Origin of the sequence: Mesorhizobium sp. XAP4 (assembly GCF_029269325.1) — a bacterium.
GTDB lineage: Bacteria > Pseudomonadota > Alphaproteobacteria > Rhizobiales > Rhizobiaceae > Mesorhizobium > Mesorhizobium ciceri.
On record NZ_JARIXW010000001.1, the window covers coordinates 1,490,038 to 1,512,935 of the forward strand.

The 22,898-nt window shown below is 63.0% G+C and carries 25 protein-coding genes and 1 tRNA gene; 16 read left to right on the top strand and 10 right to left on the bottom strand.

Features of this window, described 5'->3' with window-relative positions; all coding sequences use genetic code 11:
• The first annotated feature begins 12 nt into the window (after window positions 1–12).
• A complete protein-coding gene (locus P3C39_RS07525) occupies window positions 13–693 on the top strand; it encodes a DsbA family protein (RefSeq protein WP_275953025.1) in 681 nt (226 codons plus the stop codon).
• Between the two features lie 33 nt (window positions 694–726).
• Here the strand turns inward: P3C39_RS07525 and P3C39_RS07530 are convergent, their stop codons facing one another.
• On the bottom strand, window positions 727–1,155 hold the full coding sequence (locus tag P3C39_RS07530; protein ID WP_275953026.1) for a hypothetical protein: 429 nt from the start codon (window positions 1,153–1,155) through the stop codon (window positions 727–729).
• A 602-nt stretch (window positions 1,156–1,757) separates the two neighbouring features.
• Here P3C39_RS07530 and P3C39_RS07535 point away from each other — a divergent pair.
• Both P3C39_RS07535 and mgtE read left to right on the top strand, forming a co-directional pair.
• Window positions 1,758–3,662 carry an ABC transporter ATP-binding protein/permease gene (locus tag P3C39_RS07535; RefSeq protein ID WP_164753936.1) on the top strand — a complete coding sequence of 635 codons (1,905 nt, stop codon included), beginning with the start codon at window positions 1,758–1,760 and terminating at the stop codon, window positions 3,660–3,662.
• A 273-nt stretch (window positions 3,663–3,935) separates the two neighbouring features.
• Window positions 3,936–5,300, top strand: a complete 1,365-nt coding sequence (gene mgtE / locus P3C39_RS07540) for a magnesium transporter (protein WP_275953027.1) — start codon at window positions 3,936–3,938, stop codon at window positions 5,298–5,300.
• A gap of 60 nt (window positions 5,301–5,360) precedes the next feature.
• Here mgtE and gor read toward each other — a convergent pair whose 3' ends face one another.
• The 3 genes from gor to rpiA all read right to left on the bottom strand — a co-directional run bounded on the left by gor (window position 5,361) and on the right by rpiA (window position 8,189).
• Window positions 5,361–6,752, bottom strand: a complete 1,392-nt coding sequence (gene gor / locus P3C39_RS07545) for a glutathione-disulfide reductase (protein WP_275953028.1) — start codon at window positions 6,750–6,752, stop codon at window positions 5,361–5,363.
• 116 nt (window positions 6,753–6,868) lie between these two features.
• Window positions 6,869–7,471 carry a DUF2059 domain-containing protein gene (locus tag P3C39_RS07550; RefSeq protein WP_013531665.1) on the bottom strand — a complete coding sequence of 201 codons (603 nt, stop codon included), beginning with the start codon at window positions 7,469–7,471 and terminating at the stop codon, window positions 6,869–6,871.
• Window positions 7,458–8,189: a ribose-5-phosphate isomerase RpiA gene (gene rpiA / locus P3C39_RS07555; RefSeq protein ID WP_275953029.1), complete on the bottom strand. Its 732-nt coding sequence runs from the start codon at window positions 8,187–8,189 to the stop codon at window positions 7,458–7,460. The genes P3C39_RS07550 and rpiA overlap by 14 nt, the downstream gene beginning before the upstream one ends.
• 321 nt (window positions 8,190–8,510) lie before the next feature.
• Here rpiA and P3C39_RS07560 point away from each other — a divergent pair, with 321 nt between their 5' ends.
• The gene (locus P3C39_RS07560) at window positions 8,511–9,194 is read left to right on the top strand and encodes a phosphoglycolate phosphatase (protein ID WP_013531667.1); all 684 of its coding nucleotides are present in this window, start codon (window positions 8,511–8,513) and stop codon (window positions 9,192–9,194) included.
• A 129-nt stretch (window positions 9,195–9,323) separates the two neighbouring features.
• Window positions 9,324–9,398, top strand: a tRNA-Val gene (locus P3C39_RS07565).
• A 401-nt stretch (window positions 9,399–9,799) separates the two neighbouring features.
• On the opposite strand, the gene P3C39_RS07570 is transcribed toward P3C39_RS07565, so the two are convergent.
• Window positions 9,800–10,153 carry a hypothetical protein gene (locus P3C39_RS07570; protein ID WP_127369242.1) on the bottom strand — a complete coding sequence of 118 codons (354 nt, stop codon included), beginning with the start codon at window positions 10,151–10,153 and terminating at the stop codon, window positions 9,800–9,802.
• 672 nt (window positions 10,154–10,825) lie between these two features.
• Here P3C39_RS07570 and P3C39_RS07575 point away from each other — a divergent pair.
• Window positions 10,826–11,083, top strand: a complete 258-nt coding sequence (locus P3C39_RS07575) for a PepSY domain-containing protein (RefSeq protein WP_063172137.1) — start codon at window positions 10,826–10,828, stop codon at window positions 11,081–11,083.
• A 153-nt stretch (window positions 11,084–11,236) separates the two neighbouring features.
• Window positions 11,237–11,719 (top strand): hypothetical protein, encoded by a 483-nt coding sequence (locus tag P3C39_RS07580; protein WP_164753774.1) that lies wholly within the window; start codon window positions 11,237–11,239, stop codon window positions 11,717–11,719.
• 3 nt (window positions 11,720–11,722) lie between these two features.
• Here P3C39_RS07580 and P3C39_RS07585 read toward each other — a convergent pair whose 3' ends face one another.
• Together P3C39_RS07585 and P3C39_RS07590 are read right to left on the bottom strand one after the other, a co-directional pair.
• Window positions 11,723–13,612 (bottom strand): murein L,D-transpeptidase, encoded by a 1,890-nt coding sequence (locus P3C39_RS07585; protein ID WP_275953031.1) that lies wholly within the window; start codon window positions 13,610–13,612, stop codon window positions 11,723–11,725.
• Between the two features lie 210 nt (window positions 13,613–13,822).
• Window positions 13,823–14,569 (bottom strand): 3-oxoacyl-ACP reductase family protein, encoded by a 747-nt coding sequence (locus P3C39_RS07590; protein ID WP_275953032.1) that lies wholly within the window; start codon window positions 14,567–14,569, stop codon window positions 13,823–13,825.
• Window positions 14,570–14,668: 99 nt separating this feature from the next.
• Here P3C39_RS07590 and P3C39_RS07595 point away from each other — a divergent pair, with 99 nt between their 5' ends.
• On the top strand, window positions 14,669–15,283 hold the full coding sequence (locus P3C39_RS07595; protein ID WP_275953033.1) for a TetR/AcrR family transcriptional regulator: 615 nt from the start codon (window positions 14,669–14,671) through the stop codon (window positions 15,281–15,283).
• Window positions 15,284–15,358: 75 nt separating this feature from the next.
• A complete protein-coding gene (locus P3C39_RS07600; RefSeq protein ID WP_275953034.1) occupies window positions 15,359–15,754 on the top strand; it encodes a rhodanese-like domain-containing protein in 396 nt (131 codons plus the stop codon).
• 13 nt (window positions 15,755–15,767) lie between these two features.
• Here the strand turns inward: P3C39_RS07600 and P3C39_RS07605 are convergent, their stop codons facing one another.
• On the bottom strand, window positions 15,768–16,676 hold the full coding sequence (locus P3C39_RS07605) for an alpha/beta hydrolase (protein ID WP_275953035.1): 909 nt from the start codon (window positions 16,674–16,676) through the stop codon (window positions 15,768–15,770).
• 47 nt (window positions 16,677–16,723) lie between these two features.
• Between P3C39_RS07605 and P3C39_RS07610 the strand changes: the two genes are divergently transcribed.
• Window positions 16,724–17,176 (top strand): MarR family transcriptional regulator, encoded by a 453-nt coding sequence (locus P3C39_RS07610; RefSeq protein ID WP_013531696.1) that lies wholly within the window; start codon window positions 16,724–16,726, stop codon window positions 17,174–17,176.
• Window positions 17,177–17,194: 18 nt separating this feature from the next.
• On the opposite strand, the gene P3C39_RS07615 is transcribed toward P3C39_RS07610, so the two are convergent.
• Both P3C39_RS07615 and P3C39_RS07620 read right to left on the bottom strand, forming a co-directional pair.
• Window positions 17,195–17,806 carry a pyridoxamine 5'-phosphate oxidase family protein gene (locus tag P3C39_RS07615; RefSeq protein WP_063172133.1) on the bottom strand — a complete coding sequence of 204 codons (612 nt, stop codon included), beginning with the start codon at window positions 17,804–17,806 and terminating at the stop codon, window positions 17,195–17,197.
• A 72-nt stretch (window positions 17,807–17,878) separates the two neighbouring features.
• Window positions 17,879–18,232, bottom strand: a complete 354-nt coding sequence (locus P3C39_RS07620) for a DUF971 domain-containing protein (RefSeq protein ID WP_013531698.1) — start codon at window positions 18,230–18,232, stop codon at window positions 17,879–17,881.
• 199 nt (window positions 18,233–18,431) lie between these two features.
• Here P3C39_RS07620 and moaA point away from each other — a divergent pair, with 199 nt between their 5' ends.
• The 6 genes from moaA to mobB all read left to right on the top strand — a co-directional run bounded on the left by moaA (window position 18,432) and on the right by mobB (window position 22,752).
• The gene (gene moaA, locus P3C39_RS07625; RefSeq protein ID WP_127385184.1) at window positions 18,432–19,427 is read left to right on the top strand and encodes a GTP 3',8-cyclase MoaA; all 996 of its coding nucleotides are present in this window, start codon (window positions 18,432–18,434) and stop codon (window positions 19,425–19,427) included.
• A 54-nt stretch (window positions 19,428–19,481) separates the two neighbouring features.
• Window positions 19,482–19,952, top strand: coding sequence for a hypothetical protein (locus P3C39_RS07630; RefSeq protein ID WP_275955444.1), 471 nt, complete (start codon window positions 19,482–19,484; stop codon window positions 19,950–19,952).
• Window positions 19,953–20,071: 119 nt separating this feature from the next.
• A complete protein-coding gene (locus P3C39_RS07635; protein WP_013531701.1) occupies window positions 20,072–20,431 on the top strand; it encodes a hypothetical protein in 360 nt (119 codons plus the stop codon).
• Window positions 20,432–20,650: 219 nt separating this feature from the next.
• Entirely contained in the window at window positions 20,651–21,571 is a 921-nt protein-coding gene (locus P3C39_RS07640) for a DMT family transporter (RefSeq protein ID WP_013531702.1), read from the top strand.
• A 48-nt stretch (window positions 21,572–21,619) separates the two neighbouring features.
• Complete coding sequence (gene mobA, locus P3C39_RS07645; RefSeq protein ID WP_275953037.1) at window positions 21,620–22,246, top strand: molybdenum cofactor guanylyltransferase MobA; 627 nt, start codon at window positions 21,620–21,622, stop codon at window positions 22,244–22,246.
• Window positions 22,243–22,752 (top strand): molybdopterin-guanine dinucleotide biosynthesis protein B, encoded by a 510-nt coding sequence (mobB, locus tag P3C39_RS07650; RefSeq protein WP_275953038.1) that lies wholly within the window; start codon window positions 22,243–22,245, stop codon window positions 22,750–22,752. The genes mobA and mobB overlap by 4 nt, the downstream gene beginning before the upstream one ends.
• Window positions 22,753–22,898: the final 146 nt, after the last annotated feature.

Below are 22,898 nucleotides of genomic sequence, written 5' to 3' on the forward strand. Positions count from 1 at the left end.
CAGGAGATCGAGATGAGCGAATTGAACGCCATCACCGTCGATGTGGTGTCCGATGTCGTCTGCCCCTGGTGCTTCATCGGCCAGAAGCGGCTCGACAGGGCAATCGCCGCCGTCGGCGATGTCGACGTGCATGTCCGCTGGCGGCCGTTCCAGCTCGATCCGACCATTCCGCCCGAAGGCAAGGACCGCCGCGAATACATGCTGGCAAAATTCGGCAGCGACGAGCGCATCCGCGAAATTCACGCCCGCATCGAGCCGCTCGGTGAAATCGAAGGCATCTCGTTTGCCTTCGACGCCATCAAGGTGGCGCCGAACACGCTGGATGCGCACCGGCTGATCCGTTGGGCAGGGGCCGCCGGCGAAGCCATTCAGAACAGGCTTGTACGGCGGCTGTTCCAGCTGAATTTCGAGGAAGGCGCCAACATTGGCGATCATGCGGTCCTGGTCGAGGAGGCGCGCGAGGCCGGCATGGATGCGTCCGTGGTCGCCTCGCTTTTGCCGACCGAGGCCGATGTCGAGGCGGTGCGCACCGAGATCGCCACCGCGTCTCGCATGGGCATTTCTGGCGTGCCCTGCTTCCTGCTCGAGGACAAATACGCCGTCATGGGCGCGCAGGATGCCGATACGCTGGCCGATGCCATTGGCCAGGTTGCGACCGCCAAGGCGCGCGGCGAACTGGACAAGGCCGGCTGAGGCCGGCCGGCCTCTCCGCGACAGCGGCAGACGTTACTTCGCCGTCGCCTTGGCCTTGCTGATGAAAAATCCATGGCCGTTCGTCGCCGTGCAGGTCAGTCCCTTGGTTGACGACTGGCACGAGAACGGCCCGGCGCTCCAGCTGTTGCCGTAGCCAAGCTTGTCGACATCGCTGCAACAGCCCTGCTCGCCTGGGTTCTCGATCAGCGTTGCTGGCCCCTTCGGACCCAGGATAATCGTAAGGTAGCTCGGCTCGACGCGCGAGCAGCTCAGTTCCGGGCCGCCATCCCTCGGCTCATAGGTGCCGGTGCCGCCTTTGGGCGTGTAGATGCAGCCGATGTTGCCGGACGGCGTGTTGAACTCGATCTGGCCCTCGGCGCTGGCCGGAATGCTTTGCTCGCCGGCATGCGCCAAAGGTACAAGGGCAAGGAGGGACAGGATTGCGGCCGCGCGTGCAAGCATTGGGAGCTTCCTTATTGGAGAACCGGACATGCATGAGTGTCGCCGATGCCGGGCAAGGTTCAATCCCAGGCGGATGAATTGTCAAACGCAGTCCCTTGTCTGACCCGACAAGACGGAACGCGCCGCTCGATCGATTCTCCCGTCAATTCCTGCCCCCGGCAGGGACGACCACGGCAATCCTGGCGTGTCACGAGCCGCAGATTTTCGAGCTCTTTGAGCCGTCCACAGTAAGAAAACCGGTCGCTCGATATGATTTCGAGTTCACGAAACCGTGTGAAAGCCTTCCCTAGGGGAAGCCGTGCCAACGCCACGCCTCGATATATCAAGCACATGAAATTAAAAGCAATATCTGGCTTTTTGCCAACCGTTGTCGCTATATTTCAGCATGTAATCTGTTGCCTCACGGCAACGGCTGCCGGGGCAATCCGGTCGGCCCGGTTTTAAATTAATGGAAAATGATCAATTGGTGTTACCATCCGTAACAAAAGAAAAAAGGTTTGGGCGGGATAGTGATTCGGGTCGGTAGACCATCGCAAGAGTCAGTACCGGAAAAAACACCTCGCGATGCCGCAGGGCGATCGCTTCTGACGCCGGTGTCGTCGATGCGCAGCTTCTGGGGCCTGATGCGGGCCTACTGGGTTTCCGACCGCTGGAAGGAAGCCTGGACGCTGACGCTGGTGATCGCGCTGCTCACGGCGTTGTCCAGCAAGGCCGGTGTCTGGTTCGCCGAAGCCTCGGGCGAACTGGTCAATTCCATCGCCTTCTTCCATGACGCCGCCAACACCACGCCGCTTCGCTCGCTTTTGGTCAATGCCGGCGTCCTCGTGCTGCTGGTCGTACTCAAGGACGCTGGCTTCACCGGTATCCGCAACCTTGTCTCGGCGACGTTGCACCGCAAATGGCGCGGTTGGCTGGACAGCCGCTTCAATGAAGCGCTGCTGGACGGCAATCATACGCATTTCCATGCCCAGCACGCGTCGACCGGCAGCGGCGCACCGGCCCCCGACAACATCGACCAGCGCGTCCAGGAATCCATCAAGGACATGACCGGTGGCGCCATCGGGCTCGCCATGGGCGTGCTTGGCGTTGCCACATCGCTCTATTTCGTCGGCCAGAAGCTGCTCGAAAACTCCGTCGAGGTGAAGGGGCTGGAATTCCTCGGCAGCTATGGCAGCGCCATCCTCGCCTTCCTGGCCGTCGCCACCTACGTGCCGCTGAACACTTGGATCGCGGTCAAGCTCGGCGGCCTGCTCGAGCGCCTCAACGTCAGGATGCAGCAGGCCGAGGGCAGCTATCGCGGCGAGCTGACGACATTCCTGCGCCGCTCCTTCCATGTCGCGGCGTCTCAGGGCGAAGGCGTGCAAAGGACCATGCATGGCCGGCTTTATGTCGACATCGACGGCACCTGGACGCGGCTGAACATCGTCAACACCGTCTACATGTCGTTCGAGCTGATCTACAATTTCATCGGTGCCCGCATTGTCGCCTACGGACCGGGCCTGGTGCCGTTCATCCACAACGGTCTCGACCTCAAGGGCTACATAACCGGCTCCGAGCTGGTCAATTCGCTGATCGGCCAGTGTTCGTGGTTCATCCACGTCATGCCCGCCATCGCCACGTTGCGCGCCAACAGCCAGCGTGTCACCGAATTGGCCAATGCGATCGAGAATGTCCAGCATCCGCAGGAATTCTACAGCCAGACCGGCCGCTCCGACTTCCACTATGCCAGCCAGAACCCGGTTTTCGGCCTGACCATCCAGAAGCTCGAACTGGCGCATCAGGGCGAGGACGCGACGCCCTTTCTCAGCGCCGCCAATCTGCGCTTCCGGCGCGGCGAATGGACTTTCCTGAAAGGCGAGTCCGGTTGCGGCAAGACCTCGCTGATCAAGGCGATCAACGGCCTGTGGCCCTATGGCCGCGGCACCATCGTCTTCCCAGAGGGCGTCAAGAGTTTCTATGCCGCCCAGGAGGTCAAGCTGCAGCCTGTGTCGCTGAAGCAACTGGTCTGCCTGCCCGGCTCCGAGCACGACCATGGCGATGCGCAGGTGGCGTCGGCGCTGCACAAGGCGGGGCTCGGCGACTTTATCGAGCACATGGCCGACGAAAGCCGCGAAGGCAAAAGCTGGGACCAGGTTCTGTCGGGCGGCCAGAAACAGAAGCTGGTGGTGGCCCGCATCGTGCTGCAGCAGCCGGGATTGCTGTTCCTCGACGAGGCGACCGGCGCGCTCGACCCCGATGGCAAGGTCGCCTTCCACCAGGCCATCAAGGACAACTGCCCCGATGTCACGGTGATCAGCGTCATGCACGAGGCGGTGGCGCCGAGATCGATGACGGGCAGCGAATTCTATCACAGCATCGTCGCGATCGCCGACGGCGTCGCCACCAAGAAGCCGCTGGTTCCGACCCTGCCCGCCGAACTCACTACCATTCTGGTGCAGCCAAGGCCGGCCCCAAGGCCGGTCGAGGACAAGTGGCTGCGCTTCTCGCGCCGGCTGAAGCAGAAATAACGGTTATTCCGCCCTGGTCTGCCTGGTCGAACGGCGGCCGGTGATCACAGTCTCGCGATCTCGGCTGCTCGTCGGCATTTTCCCTCCTCACCGCGATTGACACGGCAAGGCGCGCTCCTATGTTGCGCCCGCTTGCAGATAGTAAAAATGCGAACCCGCAATCGGAAAGGTCACCGCGCCATGCCTGGCGACAGTCACAGTCGAACGCAACAGCCGTCCGCCCTGACGTGACCTCACATGGTTCATGTCCTGCCGGACGGCAAGGAGTGAGCCATGAACGAATTTACCACGGTGGCAAGCGACGAGGCCGTCGCGATTGCCCGTATCCTAGCCAACGATCACGTCGCCGACATTGTCGAGGCCCTGAACAGGGAGCCTCGAGAGACCGCGACGGAACTGCTCTGTGAAGTGACGTTCGAACGTCTGGTCGAGATCTTCGATCAGCCGGAACTCGACGGCGCGTCGGAACGCATGGAGGCGCTGCCGCGCGCCAAGGCGGGCAAGCTGCTCACCGCCATGTCGGTCGACCGTGCAGCCGACATCCTGCGCGAACTGGAAGAGCCGGCGCGTTCCGAGCTGCTTGGCGGACTTGCGCCGCCGCTGCGCGCAACGCTGCTCTCCATCCTCGGCTATCCCGAAGGCAGTGCCGCATCGATCATGACGACGGAGTTCGTCAGCGTGCCCTCGGACTGGAGCGTCGGGCAAACGCTCGACTACATCCGCAAGGTGGAGCGGACGCGCGAGACCGTCTATGCGATCTATATCGTCGATCCGCAAACGCACCTGCTTGTGCGCTCGACGGGCCTGCGCCGGCTGATCACCGGTGAGCCGGACGATTCGATCATGACGGTGGCGCCGGATCATCTTCCGGTGACGGTCGGCCCGCTGACCGATCGCGAAACGCTGGCGCAGACGATCTCCAAATACGATCTGCTCGCCGTTCCGGTCGTCGACCATGGCAAGATCCTCGGCATCGTCACCATCGACGACATCATCGACACGATGATCGCGGAGACGACCGAGGACGTGCACCGTTTCGGCGGCATGGAGGCGCTGGACGAGCCGTACATGAAGATGAGCTTCCTCGCCATGATCAGGAAACGCGGCGGCTGGCTGTGCGCGCTGTTCATCTCGGAGATGCTGACGGCTAACGCCATGCAGAGCTATGAGGGCGAGCTGGAGAAGGCGATCGTGCTGACGCTGTTCATCCCGCTGATCATGAGCTCCGGCGGCAATTCCGGCTCGCAGGCGACCTCGCTGGTCATCCGCGCGCTGGCGCTGCGCGAGATCGGCCTTGGCGATTGGTGGCGGGTGGCGCTGCGCGAGCTGCCCACCGGCCTCGTGCTGGGCGCCATGCTCGGTGTGGTCGGCGTCTGCCGCATCGCGCTCTGGCAGTATATGGGCTTCTACGACTATGGCCCGCACTGGCCGCTGATCGCCACCACGGTGGGTGCTGCACTGGTCGGCATCGTCACCTTCGGTTCGCTGTCGGGGTCGATGCTGCCGTTCGCCTTGAAGCGCATCGGCTTCGATCCGGCCAGCGCATCGGCGCCGTTCGTTGCCACGCTGGTCGATGTCACCGGGCTGGTGATCTATTTCTCGGTGGCGCTGATGATCCTGCGCGGCACGCTGCTGTAGCAACCATCTCCGCCGTGGCATGTCCTTGCCGCGGCGGAGTTCCTCAACCCGGCTTTGCCGTCAATCGACCCGCTCGCCGTCCTTCACGCGATAGGTCGGCTTGTACATGGTGACCAGTTCTTCCGCCGCTGTCGGATGCACGGCCATCGTACGGTCGAAATCGCCCTTGGTCAGGCCGGCCTTCAGCGGGATGCCAAGAAGCTGCGCCATCTCGCCGGCGTCCGGCCCCAATATGTGGGCGCCAAGCACTTTCTTCGACGCGCCATCGACCACCAGCTTTATCAGCATCTTCTCGTCGCGCCCGGACAGGGTGTGCCGCATCGGCCGGAATGTGGCGCGGTAGATCTCGATGTCGGAAAAGCGTTTGACGGCGTCGTCCTCCGACAGGCCGACAGTGCCGATCTCGGGCTGTGAAAAGACGGCGGTCGCGATCGTCTCGTGATCGGGAGCGGTCGGATTTCCCTTGAAGGCGGTTTCGATGAAGCACATCGCCTCATGGATCGCCACCGGCGTCAGCTGCACGCGGTTGGTGACGTCGCCGATTGCCCAGATGTTGTCGACATTGGTGCGGGAATATTGGTCGACGGCGATGGCGCCGGTCTTGGTCATCTCCAGTCCGATGGCTTCCAGGCCCATATTCTCGGTGTTGGGAATGCGGCCGATGGCCAGCATCACCTGGTCGACGGTCAGCACCTCGCCACCGCTGACCAGCGCGTCGAGCCGGCCGTCCGGCCGCTTGCGGATCCATTCGGACACGGAATGGCAAAGGATCCTTATCCCCTTCTTTTCCATGGTTTCGTGCAGCATGCGCCGCAGGTCCATGTCGAACCGGCTGAGGATCTCCTTGCCGCGATAGACCAGCGTCGTGTCGACGCCGAGACCATGAAAAATGTTGGCGAACTCGACGGCGATGTAACCGCCGCCCTCGATCATGATCGCCCTGGGCAATTCCTTGAGGTCGAAAGCCTCGTTGGAAAAGATGCAATGTTCGTGGCCGGGCAGCGCCGGATGCGCCGCCGGGCGGCCGCCGGTGGCAATCAGGATCTGGTCTGCTGTGACGGTGCGATCCTCACCCAGGAGATGCACGACATGCGGATCGACGATCATGGCGCGCGAGTGGAAGGTCTCGCCGCCGGCGCCCTCGACGTTCCTGACGTAGATCGCCTCCAGCCGGCTGATCTCGCGATCCTTGTTGGCGACCAGCGTCTGCCAGTCGAAACTGGCTTCCGGCACCGTCCAGCCATAGCCGGCGGCGTCGGCGAAGTGCTCGGGAAATTGCGAGGCATAGACGTAGAGCTTTTTCGGTACGCAGCCACGGATGACGCAGGTGCCGCCATAGCGGTATTCCTCGGCGATGCCGACACGCTTGCCGAGTGCCGCGGCGACGCGCGCCGCCCTCACCCCGCCCGAGCCGCCGCCGATGACGAAAAGATCGTAGTCGTAACCGGCCATGACGCGGCTCCCAGGCTTCAGAAATGTGTCAGACAGGTAGGCCGCAAAACGGCAAAAGAAAAGCCCGGACAGGCCGGGCTTTCGCAGTAGGCCGCAAGGCCATTTGAAAATGCGGGTCAGTTGTTGTCCGCGGGGGCCGCGCCGTCGGCGGGCGCTGCGCCATCGGCCGGAGCTGCGGCTCCGTCGGCGGGCGCGGCAGGTGCTGCCTGCGCCTTTGCCTTGGCGGCTGCGGCCAACGTTTCGCCGACCTGCTGGGCGAGATCGCGGCCGAGGCCGTTCTGCCAGATGTCGGCTGCCTTGACCAATTCGCGGGTCACCGTCGGGCCGCTATCGAGCAGCTTCTTGCCCGAATCGGAATTGTAGAAGGCGGCGATGTCGGTCAGTTCCTTTTCGGAGAACACTTTCGCGTAGGCGAGTGCTGCTTCCTTCTCGAGGTCGGCGCGGCGCGAGGCCAGCGCCAGAGCCTTCTCGTTGATGGTCTTGCCGATCAGTTCCTGCATGTCCGGGTTCTTCTGGATCAGCTGCGATTCGAGCGCCGCGGCTGCCTGCGGCAGGATGTTGTCGAACGGGTCGGTCGCGTGGATCGCAGCGACCGCCGCGCGGGCGGCCTTCAGGTGCGCTTCCGTGACATCCTGCGAAAACGCCGGCGACGAGAAGGCGAAAACGGCCGAGGCCGCCAGAAGGACGGAAAGGCTGCGAACCCGGTTATGCAACGTCATGATCGGTAGAACTCCCTGGTTTTCGGGCGGCATGGACGGTTTGGATACCGTCGCCGCCGGCGATGATGGCCGCTGAAGCCAGCCCGATGAAAAGACCATGCTCGACCACGCCCGGAATGGCGTGGAGAGCATTCGAAAGCGCTCTTGTATCCGGAATGCGGCCAAAAGATGCATCGAGGATAAAATGGCCGCCGTCTGTAACAAAAGCCTGCCCGCCCGTCATCCTCAATGTGACCGGTCCGGAAAGACCGAGCTTTTCAGCCGCTGCGGCAACCGCGATTTCAGTGGCGCGCAGGCCGAACGGATTGACTTCGATCGGCAGGGGAAAACGGCCGAGCGTCTCGACCATCTTGGAGCGGTCGGCGATGACGATCATGCGCTGGGACGCCGCGGCGACGATCTTCTCGCGCAGCAGCGCGCCGCCGCCGCCCTTGACCAGGGTCAGTTCCGGGTCGACTTCGTCGGCGCCGTCGACGGTGAGATCCAGCTCTGGCGTTTCCTCCAGCGTCGACAGCGGCACGCCAAGCTCGCGGCACAGCAACGCGGTGCGCTCCGAAGTCGGCACGCCGATGACGGTCATGCCGGTTGCAACCTTTTCGGCAAGCAGCCGCACGAACTCCTCGGCCGTTGTGCCGGTGCCGATGCCGAGCCGCATGCCGTCGCTCACACGGGCGAGTGCTGCGCGCGCGGCTTCGACCTTCAACTGCCTTGCATCCATGTCGGTTATTGCCCCGGAAATTCGCTGCCGGGCTCGTAGCATTTTTGCCGGTCCGGTCAAAGCCCTGGACGGCGCTTCTCCAGGTGATGCTCGGTATAGGAATTATTTCCTTGATGGGTGAGTGCAGCTATGCTACATTTTTGCCCATGGTGCTGATTTGCGCCAACAGCCCGCCGTCGAGGCGGGTTTTTTCATAGCGGCGTCCAGCCGCGAATGCCCGGCCTGATAAGCAGGCCCCGCCTGAACGAGCCGGCCCAGCGCTTGCCTCGACGCGCCGCAGCCGCTATCGCCTGCCCATTGCACACCTGCCCAGGACAGACCATGACCCAACCGATCATCGTGTTCGACCTCGACGGTACGCTCATCGACACAGCGCCGGACCTGCTCGACAGCCTGAACCACAGCCTGGCCGCCAGCGAGATCGCGGCGGTCGACGAAGCCGGCTTCAGGCGTTTTGTCGGTCACGGTGGCCGGGTGATGATCGAGCGGGCGCACGCCGCCCATCAGCGATCGCTTGCCGTCGAGGAGCACGACCGGCTGCTGAAACTTTTCCTCGACCACTACACACTCAACATCCCCGGCAAGTCGCGCCCCTACCCCGGTGTCGTCGAGGCGATCGCGCGCTTCGAGGAGGCCGGCTATACCCTCGCCATCTGCACCAACAAATACGAAGCCAACTCGCTGGCGCTGATCGAGGCGCTCGGCCTGACCAAACATTTCGCGGCGATCGCCGGCCAGGACACGTTCGCCTTCCGTAAACCCGACCCGCGCCATTTGATCGAGACCATAAAGCTGGCCGGCGGCGACCCTCACCGCGCCCTGATGGTCGGCGATTCGCAAACCGACATCGACACGGCGAAAGCCGCCGGCATTCCGGTGGTGGCGGTCGATTTCGGCTACACCGACCGCCATGTGCGCGAATTCGAACCGTCGGCTGTCATTTCGCATTTCGACGCCCTGACGCTCGATCTGGCGCAAAGGCTGATTGCTGCCGCCGGAAACTGACCGGAAGGCGGCGGGAGACAGGGCGCAAAGCACAGCAAAACCGATCCGTGTCAGAACGCCGGACACCGCCTTGACTTCCCGCACCTGCCTCCCTTATATCGCGGCTCGCTTGGCCTTCGGGCAACGAGCGGGCGATTAGCTCAGCGGGAGAGCACACCCTTCACACGGGTGGGGTCGCAGGTTCAATCCCTGCATCGCCCACCATCGGCCTTCCTGAACGCCGCACCCCAAAATGCCTAGCAACTACACCCCGCCCCTTCCCCGCCAAAATTCTTCTGGGCGAATTCCACGCGCTGCTGTAGCTCGCATATCTCTGGAACGGGCAGACGTCGGAGCCGTTTCGGACCTTCATCTGTTCGCGATCCCAAAACGACACCTCGATGCGGTCGTCGGCGCAAAAGACCGTATAGCGTTGTTCCGGTTCAGCGCTCGGGCTTGCTCCATGGGCCGGGCTTCATCGAGCGTCACTTGCCCGACAGGTCGCTGAGCGCTTCGTCCATTAGCCAAAGATGCGTAGTCGCAGCAATGGAAGGCGGCGAGATAGTCGCCGCGCATGAACTCCTGTCGATGGGGCCAAACTCTGCCCTACGCCGGTCGAGCCGCGATCAGCGCTTCATCGCGTGCAGGATGGCCTGCATGTGCTCTTCCAGGTCGAGTTCACCCCGAGCCTCGGCGGTCAACAGGTAATCGGCCTTGGCCCGGCGGTCGCCTCGGCTGATCGCTGGATAGGAGCAGATGGCCAGCAAGGCTTCCTGTTCAATCCGGTCTGCCCTCTTGCATTCGTGGCTGCTGCTGCCCGCTTGATGAACAACCCTGTGAAGCTCGACATAGCTGGCTTCATGGGCTCCGATCAGCGCCCGCAATTCGGGTGAGGCCCCTTCCGCTTCGGCAAACGTCGGTTCAATGACCGAGGCGACGGCGGTAAACGCAAGAAGTGTACGGCGTGTGATTTCGGGCATGCCTCATATCCCTGCTGTCCGATCATGCAGGCACACCATAGCACCGGCGCAACGGTTCGAAGAGATGCTCCGGGACGCGACCGCACTGTCTGCTGACAAAATGTACTCGCTCCCGCAGCCCGCCCTCCCAGCAGCCAGTGTGGCCTTAAGTCGCAATGATTGGCTTGCGAAAGCAGGGTTTCGGGCTTCATTGACGCTGCGATCGACACCATATGGTGATCCACAGCCCTCCAAACGAGAGAAGCTCGCTTTGACGCGGTCGCATAGCGGCCGTCAGCCGGCAATGGCTATGAACCAGGAACCTGAAAAACAATGCCTGAAAATGTCAGACCAATTTCGAAAGACGTCCCCCTCATTCAGCTAGGCGTCTATCAGTGCCGCTTCCCGGTAAGCGAAGACCGGTCGGTACCCGGCGGTTATCGTTTTTGTGCCGGGCCAACCTCGGCGGATCGCGTCTATTGCGATCACCACCACAGCATCGTGACCGCCGTCGACCCTCGTCGAACCCGTTCAGGTCTCCACCCCGCTCAACGACGCGCCGCGTAAGTCAAGTGCGCGGCGGCCCCTCATTCGGGAAGCTGCAAACCAGTGGACGGAACCGGCACCCGTTTCAGTTGCGGAACAAACCGGCATACCAGCGAGTTTCTCCCCGACGAAACTTGAGGGAAAGCCATGTCCAGATTTCTGCTGGCGACCAGCGTCGCCGTTCTTCTCGCCGGCGGGCCGGCCTTGGCCGCGGACGACAAGCCGCTGCCGCCGCCCAATGCCAAGAAGCTGTCGGAGATCATTGCCAAGGTCGAGCAGCGCGACGGCTTTCGCTATGTGGACGAGGTCGACTGGGACAGCGGCGCCTACACCGTCACCTATTACACGGCGGACAAGGCGAAGGTCGAAATCACCTATGATCCCGTGACGGCGGAGCCGAAATAGGGACGTTCCGACGCGAATTCGTTCTCGGCTGCGTCACAGGCTCCCGGCGCCAACTTCGGCGATCGCCCTGGCGCGGGCGCCTCCCCTTGCGTCAGTCGTGCTTTGATGGCTGACTGTCATTTCCTGGAATAGCTCCGGGCGCCGCATTGGGGGATGGGGATGGCGACGGCAAAGCACGTGATGAAGCGCATATTGATGATGTTGGCCGGCTACTTCGTATCGGTGCTGGTCGGCCTGATCGCCATCGCGGTGATCTATGGCGTGCTCAGTTCCTTGCCCAATGCGCCCAACTATTTCGACGTCATGGGCGTTTCGCCGATCGCGGTGCTGCTGGTGCCGCCGCTCGGCATGTTCGTCTATTTCCTGACCATCGTGGTGACCGCGCTGCAGACGTTGATCTTCGCGCTGATCGCCGAGTTCTTCTCGTTGCGCAATGTCCTGCTGCACATGGTTTTCGGCGCTGGCGCCGCAGTCGGCGGCTTCGCCTTGATCTGGCCGAGCGCACCGGAGGACATGGACCCGGAGCGTTGGGTCGACATCGGCATCATTGCCGCTGCCGGCCTTGTCGCCGGGTTGCTCTATTGGCTGATCGCCGGGCGCGACGCCGGCTTCCGACGGCCGCTGTTCGAGCGCTAAAAATCAACTCGAAGGCGAACGCACCGCCTCCGTGGCATCCAGGGCCTGCTTCAGCCGCGAGTCGCGGTCGTAGACGTCGCCGAAATATTCGACCTTGCCCGACAGATCGGGCCATGCGGTGAAATAGGCGACATAGACCGGGATCGTGCGTGTCACGTTCTCGGTCGCGTGGCCGTGCTTCAGCTTTTCGGCGATATAGTCCACGGAGGTGCCAAGCACCGCCGCCGCCATGCCGCGCGGGTCCTGCAGCCGCACGCAGCCATGGCTGAGCGCGCGCATATCTCGCTGGAAGAACGATTTCTGTGGCGTGTCGTGCATGTAGATCGCATGCTTGTTGGGGAACAGGATCTTCAACTCGCCCAGCGCGTTGGCCTCGCTCGGCTGCTGGCGCACGCTGTATGGGATGTTCGAGCCATAGGCGCCCCAGTTGACCGCCGACGAAGGAATGCGCTTGCCGCGCGAATCCGTCACCTCATAGCCGGCCCGGTCGAGATAGCCCGGATCGTTGCGCAATCTCGGCAGCATCTCGTTGACGATGATCGACTGGGGCACGCCCCAATAGGGATGGAAATCGACCTGCTTGATCTGGTCGTAGAAGAAGGAGGTCTGGTTGGTGGTCCGGCCAACGACGACACGCGTCTTGAGCCTTTCCTCGCCATTGTCGATGTAGCTCGCGGTGAAGGCCGGCTGGTTGATGAAGACGCGCGGGCTGCCGAGATCGGAGGGCAGCCAGCGCAGTTCCTCCAGCGCCACTTCCACCTTCAGCAGCTTGTCGGCCTTGGATGTTCCGGCCAGCGACGCGACGGTACGCGGGCCGATGACGCCGTCGCCCTTCATGCCTGCCTTTTGCTGCACGGCCTTGATAACCGGAACCAGTTCCGGATCATAGACGTCGCTGGTGGCCAGCCTGGACAGGACCTCGCCATAGGCGCCGCCCATCTCGTCATCGAGATTGCGCGCGATCAGGGTCAGCAGCTTCGGCAGTTCGGGGCTGGTTTCGCCCGGCTTCAGCAGCAGTTTGGGGTCGACGACGATTTCGTTTTCCGCACTGGCCTGCAGCGCTTCCAGTTCGACGCGCAGCGCCTGGTATTCCGCATTCTGCGGGTGCCGCGATTCGAGATAGGTGCGCACCTGCTGGGTATGAGCCAGCGTTTTCAGCACGCCTTGCAGATCGAGCGGCTTGGCCGGGAAATCATAATAGCCGGTCATGCGGTTGGGATCGACGCGGCCGTTCTGGGCGTCGTGGGCATAGCGCAGCACACGCGCCGAAAGCGCCATCTCGAAACGGACGAGTTCTTTCAGTTGCGCATTGGCATCGGTCGACGATGCGCCGGCAGCGGGCACTTCGACCGTATAGTCGGCGGGCGTGAGGCCATAGCTTGAAGCCTCGCCAAGCACCCGCACCGCATCCTGCGCACGGCTGTTGAGGCTGGTTCCGCTTATCCAGATGAAATCCGGATTGGCCGAGTAGTACGCGATCAGCGCCTTGGCGATGTCGGGCTCGGCTAAGAGTTCGTAGTCGCCCAAGCTGGCAACCGCATCACGAAACGCGGCACCCGTAGCCGACGGGACGAAGGCGGCGTCCTGCGGTGTCGCCGGCGCCGGCGTCGCGGCCAATGCCGAGAAGTCGACGCGAACCAGCCGGTCGGCCTTGTAGGTGTAGTAGGACGGGCTGCTGATCTTCACATTGCCGCCGCCGCCACCGGACACTTTCGGCTTTGGCTTGTTCTTCGGTGGCGGGGGCGGAAACTCGCCTTTCGGCGCATGCCTGACGCCGCCGCCGAAAAGCATGTCGAAGAGCCCCTGCGCGCCTGCCTGGGGTACACCGAAAGCCAGCGTCGCCGTGATTGCCATCAGCGGCATCACGGTTGCTTTGTTTCCGAGGAATTTCATGAATCACCCGCTCCGGCCGCAACCGGTTCCCGTTCCGCACGCTCGATCGTCCCGCTCACCGCATGGCGGATGTAAGGCGCGACTATACTGATTCATACCGATTTCGTTAAGCTTTCATAAATTTTGGAAAGCCTGTTGCAGAACGGTTTCACAAGATCGTGACGGCTGGAGCGGAGGGTGGTTCCGCCCCAGCCGGAAATCCCGTCGGGATCAGGCGTTGGCGCCGCCATCGATGGTCAGGGCGGCGCCGGTGACGAAGCGGCCTTCCGGGCCTGCGAGCCAGGCGACCATGCCGGCAATGTCGTCGGCCTTGCCGAAGCGCGGCGTTGCCATCTTCCGGCGCTGGTGTTCGGCATGCGGGCCATCGGCCGGGTTCATATCGGTGTCGGTCGAACCGGGGTGGACGACATTGGCGGTGATGCCGCGCGGGCCGAGGTCACGCGCCAGCGCCTTGGTCAGGCCGACCAGCGCCGCCTTGCTGGCTGAATAGGCCGTGAGGCTGCCGTCGGTCGCCCGCTCGGCAAGGTTGCTGCCGATCGAGATGATGCTGCCGCCCTCACCCATATGGGCGGCCGCGGCCTTGGAAGCGATGAACGGGGCCCGGAGATTGACCTCCATGGTCTCGTCGAAATCGGCGAGCGACAGCGTGTCGATTGGGGCGGCGCGCCAGATGCCGGCGCTGTTGACCAGGATGTCGAGCCGGCCGAAGGCGGTTACGGCGTCGTCGACTGCCTTGTCTATGGCGACCGCATCGCGGTTGTCGGCCTTGATCGCGATGGCGCGGCCGCCCTCGGCCTCGATCTCGGCGACGACAGCGCGGGCCTGTTCCTCGCCATGCACATAGGTCAGCGCGACGCTGGCGCCATCGGCCGCCAGCCTCCGCGCAATCGCCGCGCCGATGCCGCGACTGCCGCCGGTGACGAGCGCGGCCTTGCCGTTCAATTTGCTGCAAGACATCGAATTCTCCTTTTATGTAATGATCGATACATAAATCTCTGTCAGCCTTGCCCGCTGGCGTCAACTGAATTATGTATCGATCAACACAGAAAGAGCGTCATGTCGGAACGAGGCCGTCCCCGCACCTTCGATCGAACCGCGGCCCTGCGCCGCGCCATGCAGGTGTTTTGGGCGCGTGGTTACGAAGGTGCATCGATGAGCGAGCTGACCGCTGCCATGGGCATCAACTCGCCCAGCCTCTACGCCGCCTTCGGCAGCAAGGAGGCGCTGTTCCTGGAGGCGACGGATTTTTACTCGCACACCGAGGGTGCCGACATCTGGCTGGCATTGGACGAGGCTCCGACCGCGCGGCAGGCGATCGAACAATTCCTGTGCCTGACGGCGAAAGCCTATGCGCAGAGCGATCGCCCGCAGGGCTGCCTGATCACGCTGGGCGCACTGCATCAGGATTCGAGCCGCGGCGCCATCTGCGACGATCTGCGCCGCCGTCGTGCCGAAAACCACACCGCCCTGCAAAAACGTCTGGAGCGCGGTATTGCCGAAGGCGAATTGCCGGCGGATTTCGATTCGAATGCCGCTGCGACCTTTTTCGCCACGGTCCAGCACGGCATGTCGATCCAGGCACGCGACGGCGCCTCACACGCTGCCCTGCTGGCGACGGTTGCCGGGGCCATGGCAGCCTGGAAGACGATGGCCGGCGGCAGCGCGGCGTGACAAACGCCGGCTGGTGTGCTCGAAATTCTGACTTGCCAGCAATACTAGGGCCGGCAGGCCGGGAGGGATGAGAGCGTGAAAAAGGGTTATCGCGAGCTGCTGGACGAGGCGAACGCCGTGATCGAGGTGGTTTCGCCGGAGGAGGCGGCCGGGCTGATCGACGATGAAGACACCATCTTCGTCGATCTGCGCGATCCGCGCGAAGTGGAACGCGACGGCAGGATTCCCGGCGCCAAGCATGTCACGCGCGGCATGCTGGAATTCTGGATCGACCCCGAAAGCCCTTACCACAAGCCGTTCTTTGCCTCGGGAAAGAGTTTCGTGTTCTTCTGCGCAGGCGGCTGGCGCTCGGCCCTGGCCACAAAGACGGCGCAGGATATGGGGCTTTCGCCGGTCAAGCACATCCTTGGCGGCTACACCGCATGGAAGGTCGCCGGACTGCCGGTCGAACCCGGCGAGAAGAAGAAATAATCTCGACCGCCGCTCAGTGAAGCAGCAATGGCTCGCGATGCGTCACGAAGCCGACCGCGCGTTCGACCACGCCCTTGTCGGCAAGAATGCGGCGATGGCCAAGCCCGTCGGCCCAGTAGAGCCGCACATGGCCGCCGGCACCGGCATAGCGCCTTGCGTGATCGGCCGAGACTTCGCGGTCGTCCGGCGCGTGGATGACCAGGGTCGGCACCGGTGCCTGGGCGAGCTGGCGGTCGCCGGTGAATTCGTGCAGGGGCCGGCCGGAAAGATGCTCGACCCGGTCCGCCATGGCGGCTTGCGAGCGCGGGCCGACATTCAACATATGACTGAAGTCGGCAAAGATCGCCGGCAGGGAACTTGGCGCCGCGATCAGCACCAGGCGTCCCGCCGCCAGCGGCGGGATGTTCTTGACCGAGCCCGCGATGGCATTGGCGGCGACGGCGCCGCCGAAGGAATGGCCAACCGCCGCCACGAACGGGCCGAACCATTCGCCGGCAACCCGCACCGCATCCACCGCATTGACCATGTTCAGGCGCCGGCCCTGCGACTGGCCGTGGCCAGGCAGGTCGAGCGAAACGACCCTGTAGCCGGCGGCACGATAGCCTTCGATCAAGGCGCGCATATATTCGGTGCGCGAGCGCCAGCCATGGACGACGAGCACCGTGCCGACGGCCGCCCTGCCCGGCTCGGGCCGGAACTCGTGCACCATGACGCAGCCGGTCGCGGTCTTCAGCCAGTGATGACGCGCCTCGGTCATGAACCCCGTCGCACGCTCGACAGCGCGGCGCTCGCCATCGCTGAGCGCCTTGACATTCGGGGTGCGGCAGAACAATTCGAACGCCGCGCGTCCGCTGAGCCGTGGCGCGACACGCTCTGCCGCACCGAACACGCCCCGGATGACCTTCAGCCCGAATGATGCCATAGTGAGAATCCATCCATACGTTCAAGCATGAACATAATAGTTCAAAGATGAACAATAAACAAGAGCTGCCTTGGGACAACCCGCGTTTCCGCAACTGGGTCGCGGTGGCGCGCGCCTGCCATGTGCTTGAGCGCACGCTGGCGGTGAAACTTGCGCCGCTCGATTTGAAGCCGGCGCAGCTCGACGTGCTGATGAACCTCTATCGCCACCCCGGAATGTCGCAGCACGATCTTGCCCGCAAGCTGCTCGTCGGCCGCTCCAACATCACCATGCTGTTGCCGCAGCTGGAAGCGCGTGGCCTGCTGCGTCGCGAAGGCGACGAGAAGGACAAGCGCATCCTGCGGCTCGCGCTCACCGAGGCCGGCGAGGCGCTGCTGATGCAGGCGCTGAAAGTGCATATGGCGCTGATCGAGAAGGCGATGAGCCAGTCGACGCCGGAGCAATGCGACATGATCGGCGAGCAGATGCGCAAGATCTATGATGTGCTGAATGAGGCTTGAGCGCCCTTCAGCCCAACCCTACCACATCGTCTTCTTCGCCCGTTCCGGCCATTCCTTGTCGTAGGTTTCGCCGTCGATGTTCTTGCGGCTGGTGATTTCCAGGATCTGTCCGGGCGTCGGCAGCGACTTCGGCTCGACATGCCTTGCCGGGTTCCAGAGCTCGGAGCGGACGATGGCCCGGGCGCATTGGAAATAGACCGCATCGATGTCGACGACGGTTACCGATCGCGCCGCCTTGCCGTCCACCGCAAATGACGCGCACAGCGCTGTATCCGTTGTGATGTGGGCGCGACCGTTGACGCGCAGCGTCGTACCGGAGCCCGGCACCAGGAACAGCAGGCCGACGCGTGGGTCGCGGATGATGTTTTTCAGCGAATCGGCGCGGTTGTTGCCGCGACGGTCCGGCATCATCAGCGTTTTCGGATCATGGATGCGCACGAAGCCGGCGAGATCGCCGCGCGGCGAACAGTCCAGCCCCTCCGGTCCGCTGGTCGCCAGTGCGACAAAGGGCGAGGCTTCGATGAAGGCGGCGTATTCGGGAATGACGTGGTCGAGTTCCTTGACCAGCGAGGCCTCGCCTGGAACGCCATAGAGTGCCTCGAGCTGCTCGACCGTGGTGATGACGGACATGTTTTCGCCTCCAAACCTTTGCCGGCGCTACGCCATCTCGATGACGTTTTGACGACAGCGAGAGGAATCAATCTAGCGGTCCCGGCTCAATCCCTTTTCCGCAAGCTCCGCGAGATAGGCTTCCCAGCGCGCATCCTTCTCGTGGCCGAGCGTATGCAGGTAATTCCAGGTGAAGATGCCGGTGTCGTGGAAATCGTCGAAGGTGATGCGCACGGCGTAGTTGCCGACCGGCTCGATCTTCAGGATCGCCACATTGCGCTTGCCGGGGACCGTCACCCGCTGATCCGGCGAATGGCCCTGCACTTCGGCCGATGGCGAGGCGACGCGCAGCAGTTCCGCCGGCAGTTCGAACGGATGGTGGTCGGGAAAGGTGACGGACAGAAGTTTGCGGTCCTTGGAAACCCTGAGTTCTTTCGGTGCGGTCATGCTGTTCGATCCCGTGTCATCCGCCCTTCCCTACGCCGCTTCGCCAAACGGGAAAAGGTCTGATGAGACCGACCGACATGCGATGTCGGCTGAGAGATGTTACCAAAGATCGAGAGGCGCTATCTTGAACAGCAGGCCGGATCGTATCACATAGCGGTATATAACGAAGCCGTTCACGGCCACGGGAAGCGCTTGAAGCATGGACATGATTGATCCTTTCGGTCGCACGATCAGCTATCTCCGCGTGTCGGTTACCGACCGCTGCGATTTCCGCTGCACCTATTGCATGGCCGAGGACATGGCCTTCCTGCCGAAGAAGGACCTGCTGTCGCTGGAAGAGCTCGACCGGCTGTGCACGGTTTTCATCGAAAAGGGCGTCAGGCGATTGCGGCTGACCGGCGGTGAGCCGCTGGTGCGCAAGAACATCATGCATCTGGTGCGCCAGCTGTCGCGGCATCTCGAAAGCGGCGCGCTGGAAGAACTGACGCTGACCACCAACGGCTCGCAGCTGTCGCGCTTTGCCGCCGAACTCGCCGATTGCGGCGTCAGGCGCATCAACGTGTCGCTCGATACGCTCGATGCCGACAAATTCCACAAGATCACCCGCTGGGGCCATCTCGACAAGGTCATGCAAGGCATCGATGCCGCGCAGGCGGCCGGACTGAAAGTCAAGCTCAATGCGGTGGCGCTGAAGGATTTCAACGACGCCGAGCTGCCCGACATGATGCGCTGGGCGCATGGCCGCGGCATGGACCTGACGGTCATCGAAACCATGCCGATGGGCGAGATCGACGCCGACCGCACCGACCAGTACCTGCCGCTGTCGCTGCTGCGCGCGTCGCTCGAACGCCAGTTCACGCTGACCGACATTCCCTTCAAGACCGGCGGCCCGGCGCGCTACGTCCAGGTCGCCGAGACCGGCGGACGGCTCGGCTTCATCACGCCGATGACGCATAATTTCTGTGAGAGCTGCAACCGCGTCCGGCTGACCTGCACCGGCACCCTCTATATGTGTCTCGGCCAGGAAGATGCCGCCGATCTGCGCGCGCCCTTGCGCGCCTCGGAAGGCAACGAGCTGGTCGCCGAAGCAATAGACGAAGCCATCGGCCGCAAGCCCAAGGGCCATGACTTCATCATCGACCGCCGCACCAGCCGCCCATCGGTGTCGCGCCACATGAGCGTCACTGGCGGCTGATCTTTCCGTGAAATTTATGCAATATCGCTTCGGGATCATGACTTCGAGGCGAGCATGCGGCTGCACTCTTCATTCCTGGTCATTGCGACAATGGCAGCAACCAGTGCGGTCGCCGCGCCATTCACCTATGTGAACGATCGCTTCGGCACTGTCTGCACCTTTCCCGACGACGTCTTCACCGATCGCCAGCCGGAGCCCGACAATGGCGACGGACAGCAATGGCTGAGCGCCGATGGCGCCAGCCTGATCTGCTCGGGCATCCTCAACGTCGACGACGACACGCCGAAAGGCTTTGTCGCGGCGGAGAAGGCGAGCAAGGAGCCGGGCTACAAGATCACCTACAGCAAGGCCGGAAAGGACTGGGCCGTGCTGTCGGGCCTGAGGGATGGAAAGGTATTCTACGAGCGACGTCTGTTTGGGAAAGACGGTATCATCCGTACGGTCTGGGTCGACTACCCGCCGGCGCTGAAGTCGAAATACGATCCGCTGGTCGGCGCCATCGCCGGCAGTCTCAAGGGGCCATGACGGTTTCGAACCACACCCCAGAAAAAGTCTTGTTCGCGAACCGCAGCCGGATTTACGGCCAGTCTGTTCCAGCCTAGCCTTCCCCTGGAAGCTGCTCTTCGCTCACAGGGGGATACACCATGCGCAAACTCGTTCTTTCTCTGGCACTGCTTGGCCTCGCGGCCGTGCCCGCGGCGGCGCAGTCGATCGGCGGCACCTATACGGTCGCCGGCACCAACTTCGACGGCTCGGCCTATGGCGGCGAAGCCACCATCACGCTGACTAGCGGGACGACCTGCGCGATCCATTGGGAAACTGGTGGCTCATCTTCCGACGGCATCTGCATGCGCAACGATGATGCCTTCTCCGCCGGCTATGTCATGGACAAGGACATTGGCCTCGTCGTCTACAAGGTGGCGGCGGACGGTTCGCTGCACGGTCTTTGGACGATCGCCGGCAAGGAAGGCAATGGCACCGAGGTGCTTACGCCGAAGAAGTAAGTTCGCCATCGCAGGTGATATTCAGGGCCACAAACAAGGCTGTGGCCCAGTCCTTTGCTGTTGCTGTTTCATGCCCGACTGTTACAGGCTTGCTGCCTGAAGCGCGTCGCGTTTGAACGGATTCAGCCACGCGCTTCAGGTCTTTGTTTCTTATGCATGTCGTTTCCCCAAACCGAGGTCACTTTTGGGCGATATGTATTAGCAGAACCGGTAGCCGTCTTGCCCCTGTCTCCAAATCTTCGCGGCGCATTGTTCATGATGGTGGCGATGGCCGGCTTCACCCTCAACGACGCCATAACCAAATACTCGTCGCAATCGATGAACATGGCGCAGGTCATGTTGATCCGTGGGGCTTTCGCTTCGCTTTTCGTCGGCCTGCTGGCCTGGCAGCGCGGCGCTCTCGCCCGCCCGGGCTCGATGCTGCAGCCTCTGGTCGCCTTGCGCGTGATCAGCGAGGCCGGCGCAACGGTGAGTTTCCTCGTCGCCCTCGCCCATCTGCCGATCGCCAATGTTTCGGCGGTGCTGCAGGCGCTGCCGCTGGCGGTGACGATGGGAGCGGCACTTGTCTTTGGCGAGACTGTCGGCTGGCGGCGTTGGCTGGCCATCGCCATCGGATTTGCCGGCGTGCTGATCATCGTGCGGCCGGGCTTCGAAGGGTTCAGCGTCTACTCGCTGTCGGCGCTGGCCAGCGTCGCCTGCTGCGCGGTGCGCGATCTCGCCACCAAGCGGATCCCCAAGGCCATTCCGACATTGCTGGTGTCGACCGCGACCGCGCTTGCCATGACCATCGTCGGCGCGGCGCTGTTGCCGGCAATGGGCGGCTGGACGCCGATGACGGGCAACAGCACGGCCCTGCTGGCCCTGGCTGCTGTGCTGGTGATTATCGGCTACCAGTTCATCATCATGGCGATGCGGGCGGGCGACATCTCCTTCATCGCGCCGTTCCGCTACACGGCCCTGATCTGGTCGATCCTGCTTGGCCTGTTCATCTTCGCGGACATTCCCGATCTGCCGATGATCGTCGGCGCCACCATCATCATCGGCTCCGGCCTCTATGCGCTCTACCGCGAGCGGGTCGTCGGCCGGCGCAAGATCGTCGCCGAAAGCACGGGGCCAAGCATGGTTCCGGACGGAATCTAGCCAGATCATTCTTGTGATTTCCGACGGCTGGCGTACAGGCTTCGTGGCATGAAGCGAGACATTGCGGGGATTGTTCTGGCCGGTGGCCAGTCGAGGCGGATGGGCGGCGGCGACAAGAGCCTGTTGCCGCTTGGCGATGGCTGCCTGCTTGACCAGGTCGTGTCGCGCTTCGCCCCGCAAATAGAATCGATGGCGCTCAGCGCCAATGGCGACCCTGCACGATTCCTGCGCTTTGGACTGCCGGTGCTTGCCGACAGCGTGCCCGGCTTTGCCGGTCCGCTCGCCGGAATCCTGACCGGCCTCGAATGGGCCGCGGCCAACAGGTCTTGCAAGGCGATCGTCAGCGCTGCCGGTGACACGCCTTTCCTGCCGTTGGACCTTGTCGAGCGTCTGGCAGGGGCCGCCGATCAAAGCCCCGGTTCTATTGCCGTTGCCCGCTCGGCCGGCAAGCGGCATCCGACCTTCGCGCTGTGGCCGATCGGCTGCCGCGATGCCTTGCGGCACTTTCTGGTCGATGAAGATATCAGGCGGGTTTCGGCTTTCATCGACCGGCAGGGTTTTGTCGAGGTAGAATTCCCGGTTCCGCCATCGGCGGGGGTCGACCCTTTCTTCAACATCAACGAGCCGGACGATCTTGTGTCTGCCGAGCTTCTGTTGCAGAGCATCAAGCCATGAACAGACGCGTCTTCGGCATCACCGGCTGGAAGAATTCCGGCAAGACGACTTTGACCGAGAGGTTGGTCAGCGAATTGGTTCGGCGCGGCTGGAAGGTGTCGACGGTGAAACATGCCCACCATGACTTCGACATCGACAAACCTGGCGCGGACAGCTTTCGCCACCGGCAGGCCGGCGCCACCGAAGTCGCGATCGTCTCCGGCGTTCGCTGGGCACTGATGCACGAGCTGCGCGGCGAGGATGAGCCGACATTGGAGACTGTCCTGTCGCGGCTTGCCCCTTGCGACCTCGTGCTGGTCGAGGGCTACAAGCGCGAAGCCCACAGCAAGATCGAAACCCGCCGGCTGGATGCGAAGGACCGCACGCCGCTTTCGGCGGAGGATCCCAACATCGTCGCTGTCGCCGCCGATTTTGCCATTGAAGGCGTGCTGCTGCCGGTATTCCATCTCGACGATGCAAAATCGATAGCCGACTTCATCGAGCGCACCACCGGGCTCGTTGCTTGAGCGCTGACGCAACGGCAGAATAGCCTTGCCCATTTTTATGGTTTTGCAGTTGCTTTTTTCTTGGAAAGAGTGGGAGTATCGCGCCAGCGGGCGGTCAAAAGCACCGCCCCACAGAGCCGTTCGGAACGACGGCCGGGACCATAAAG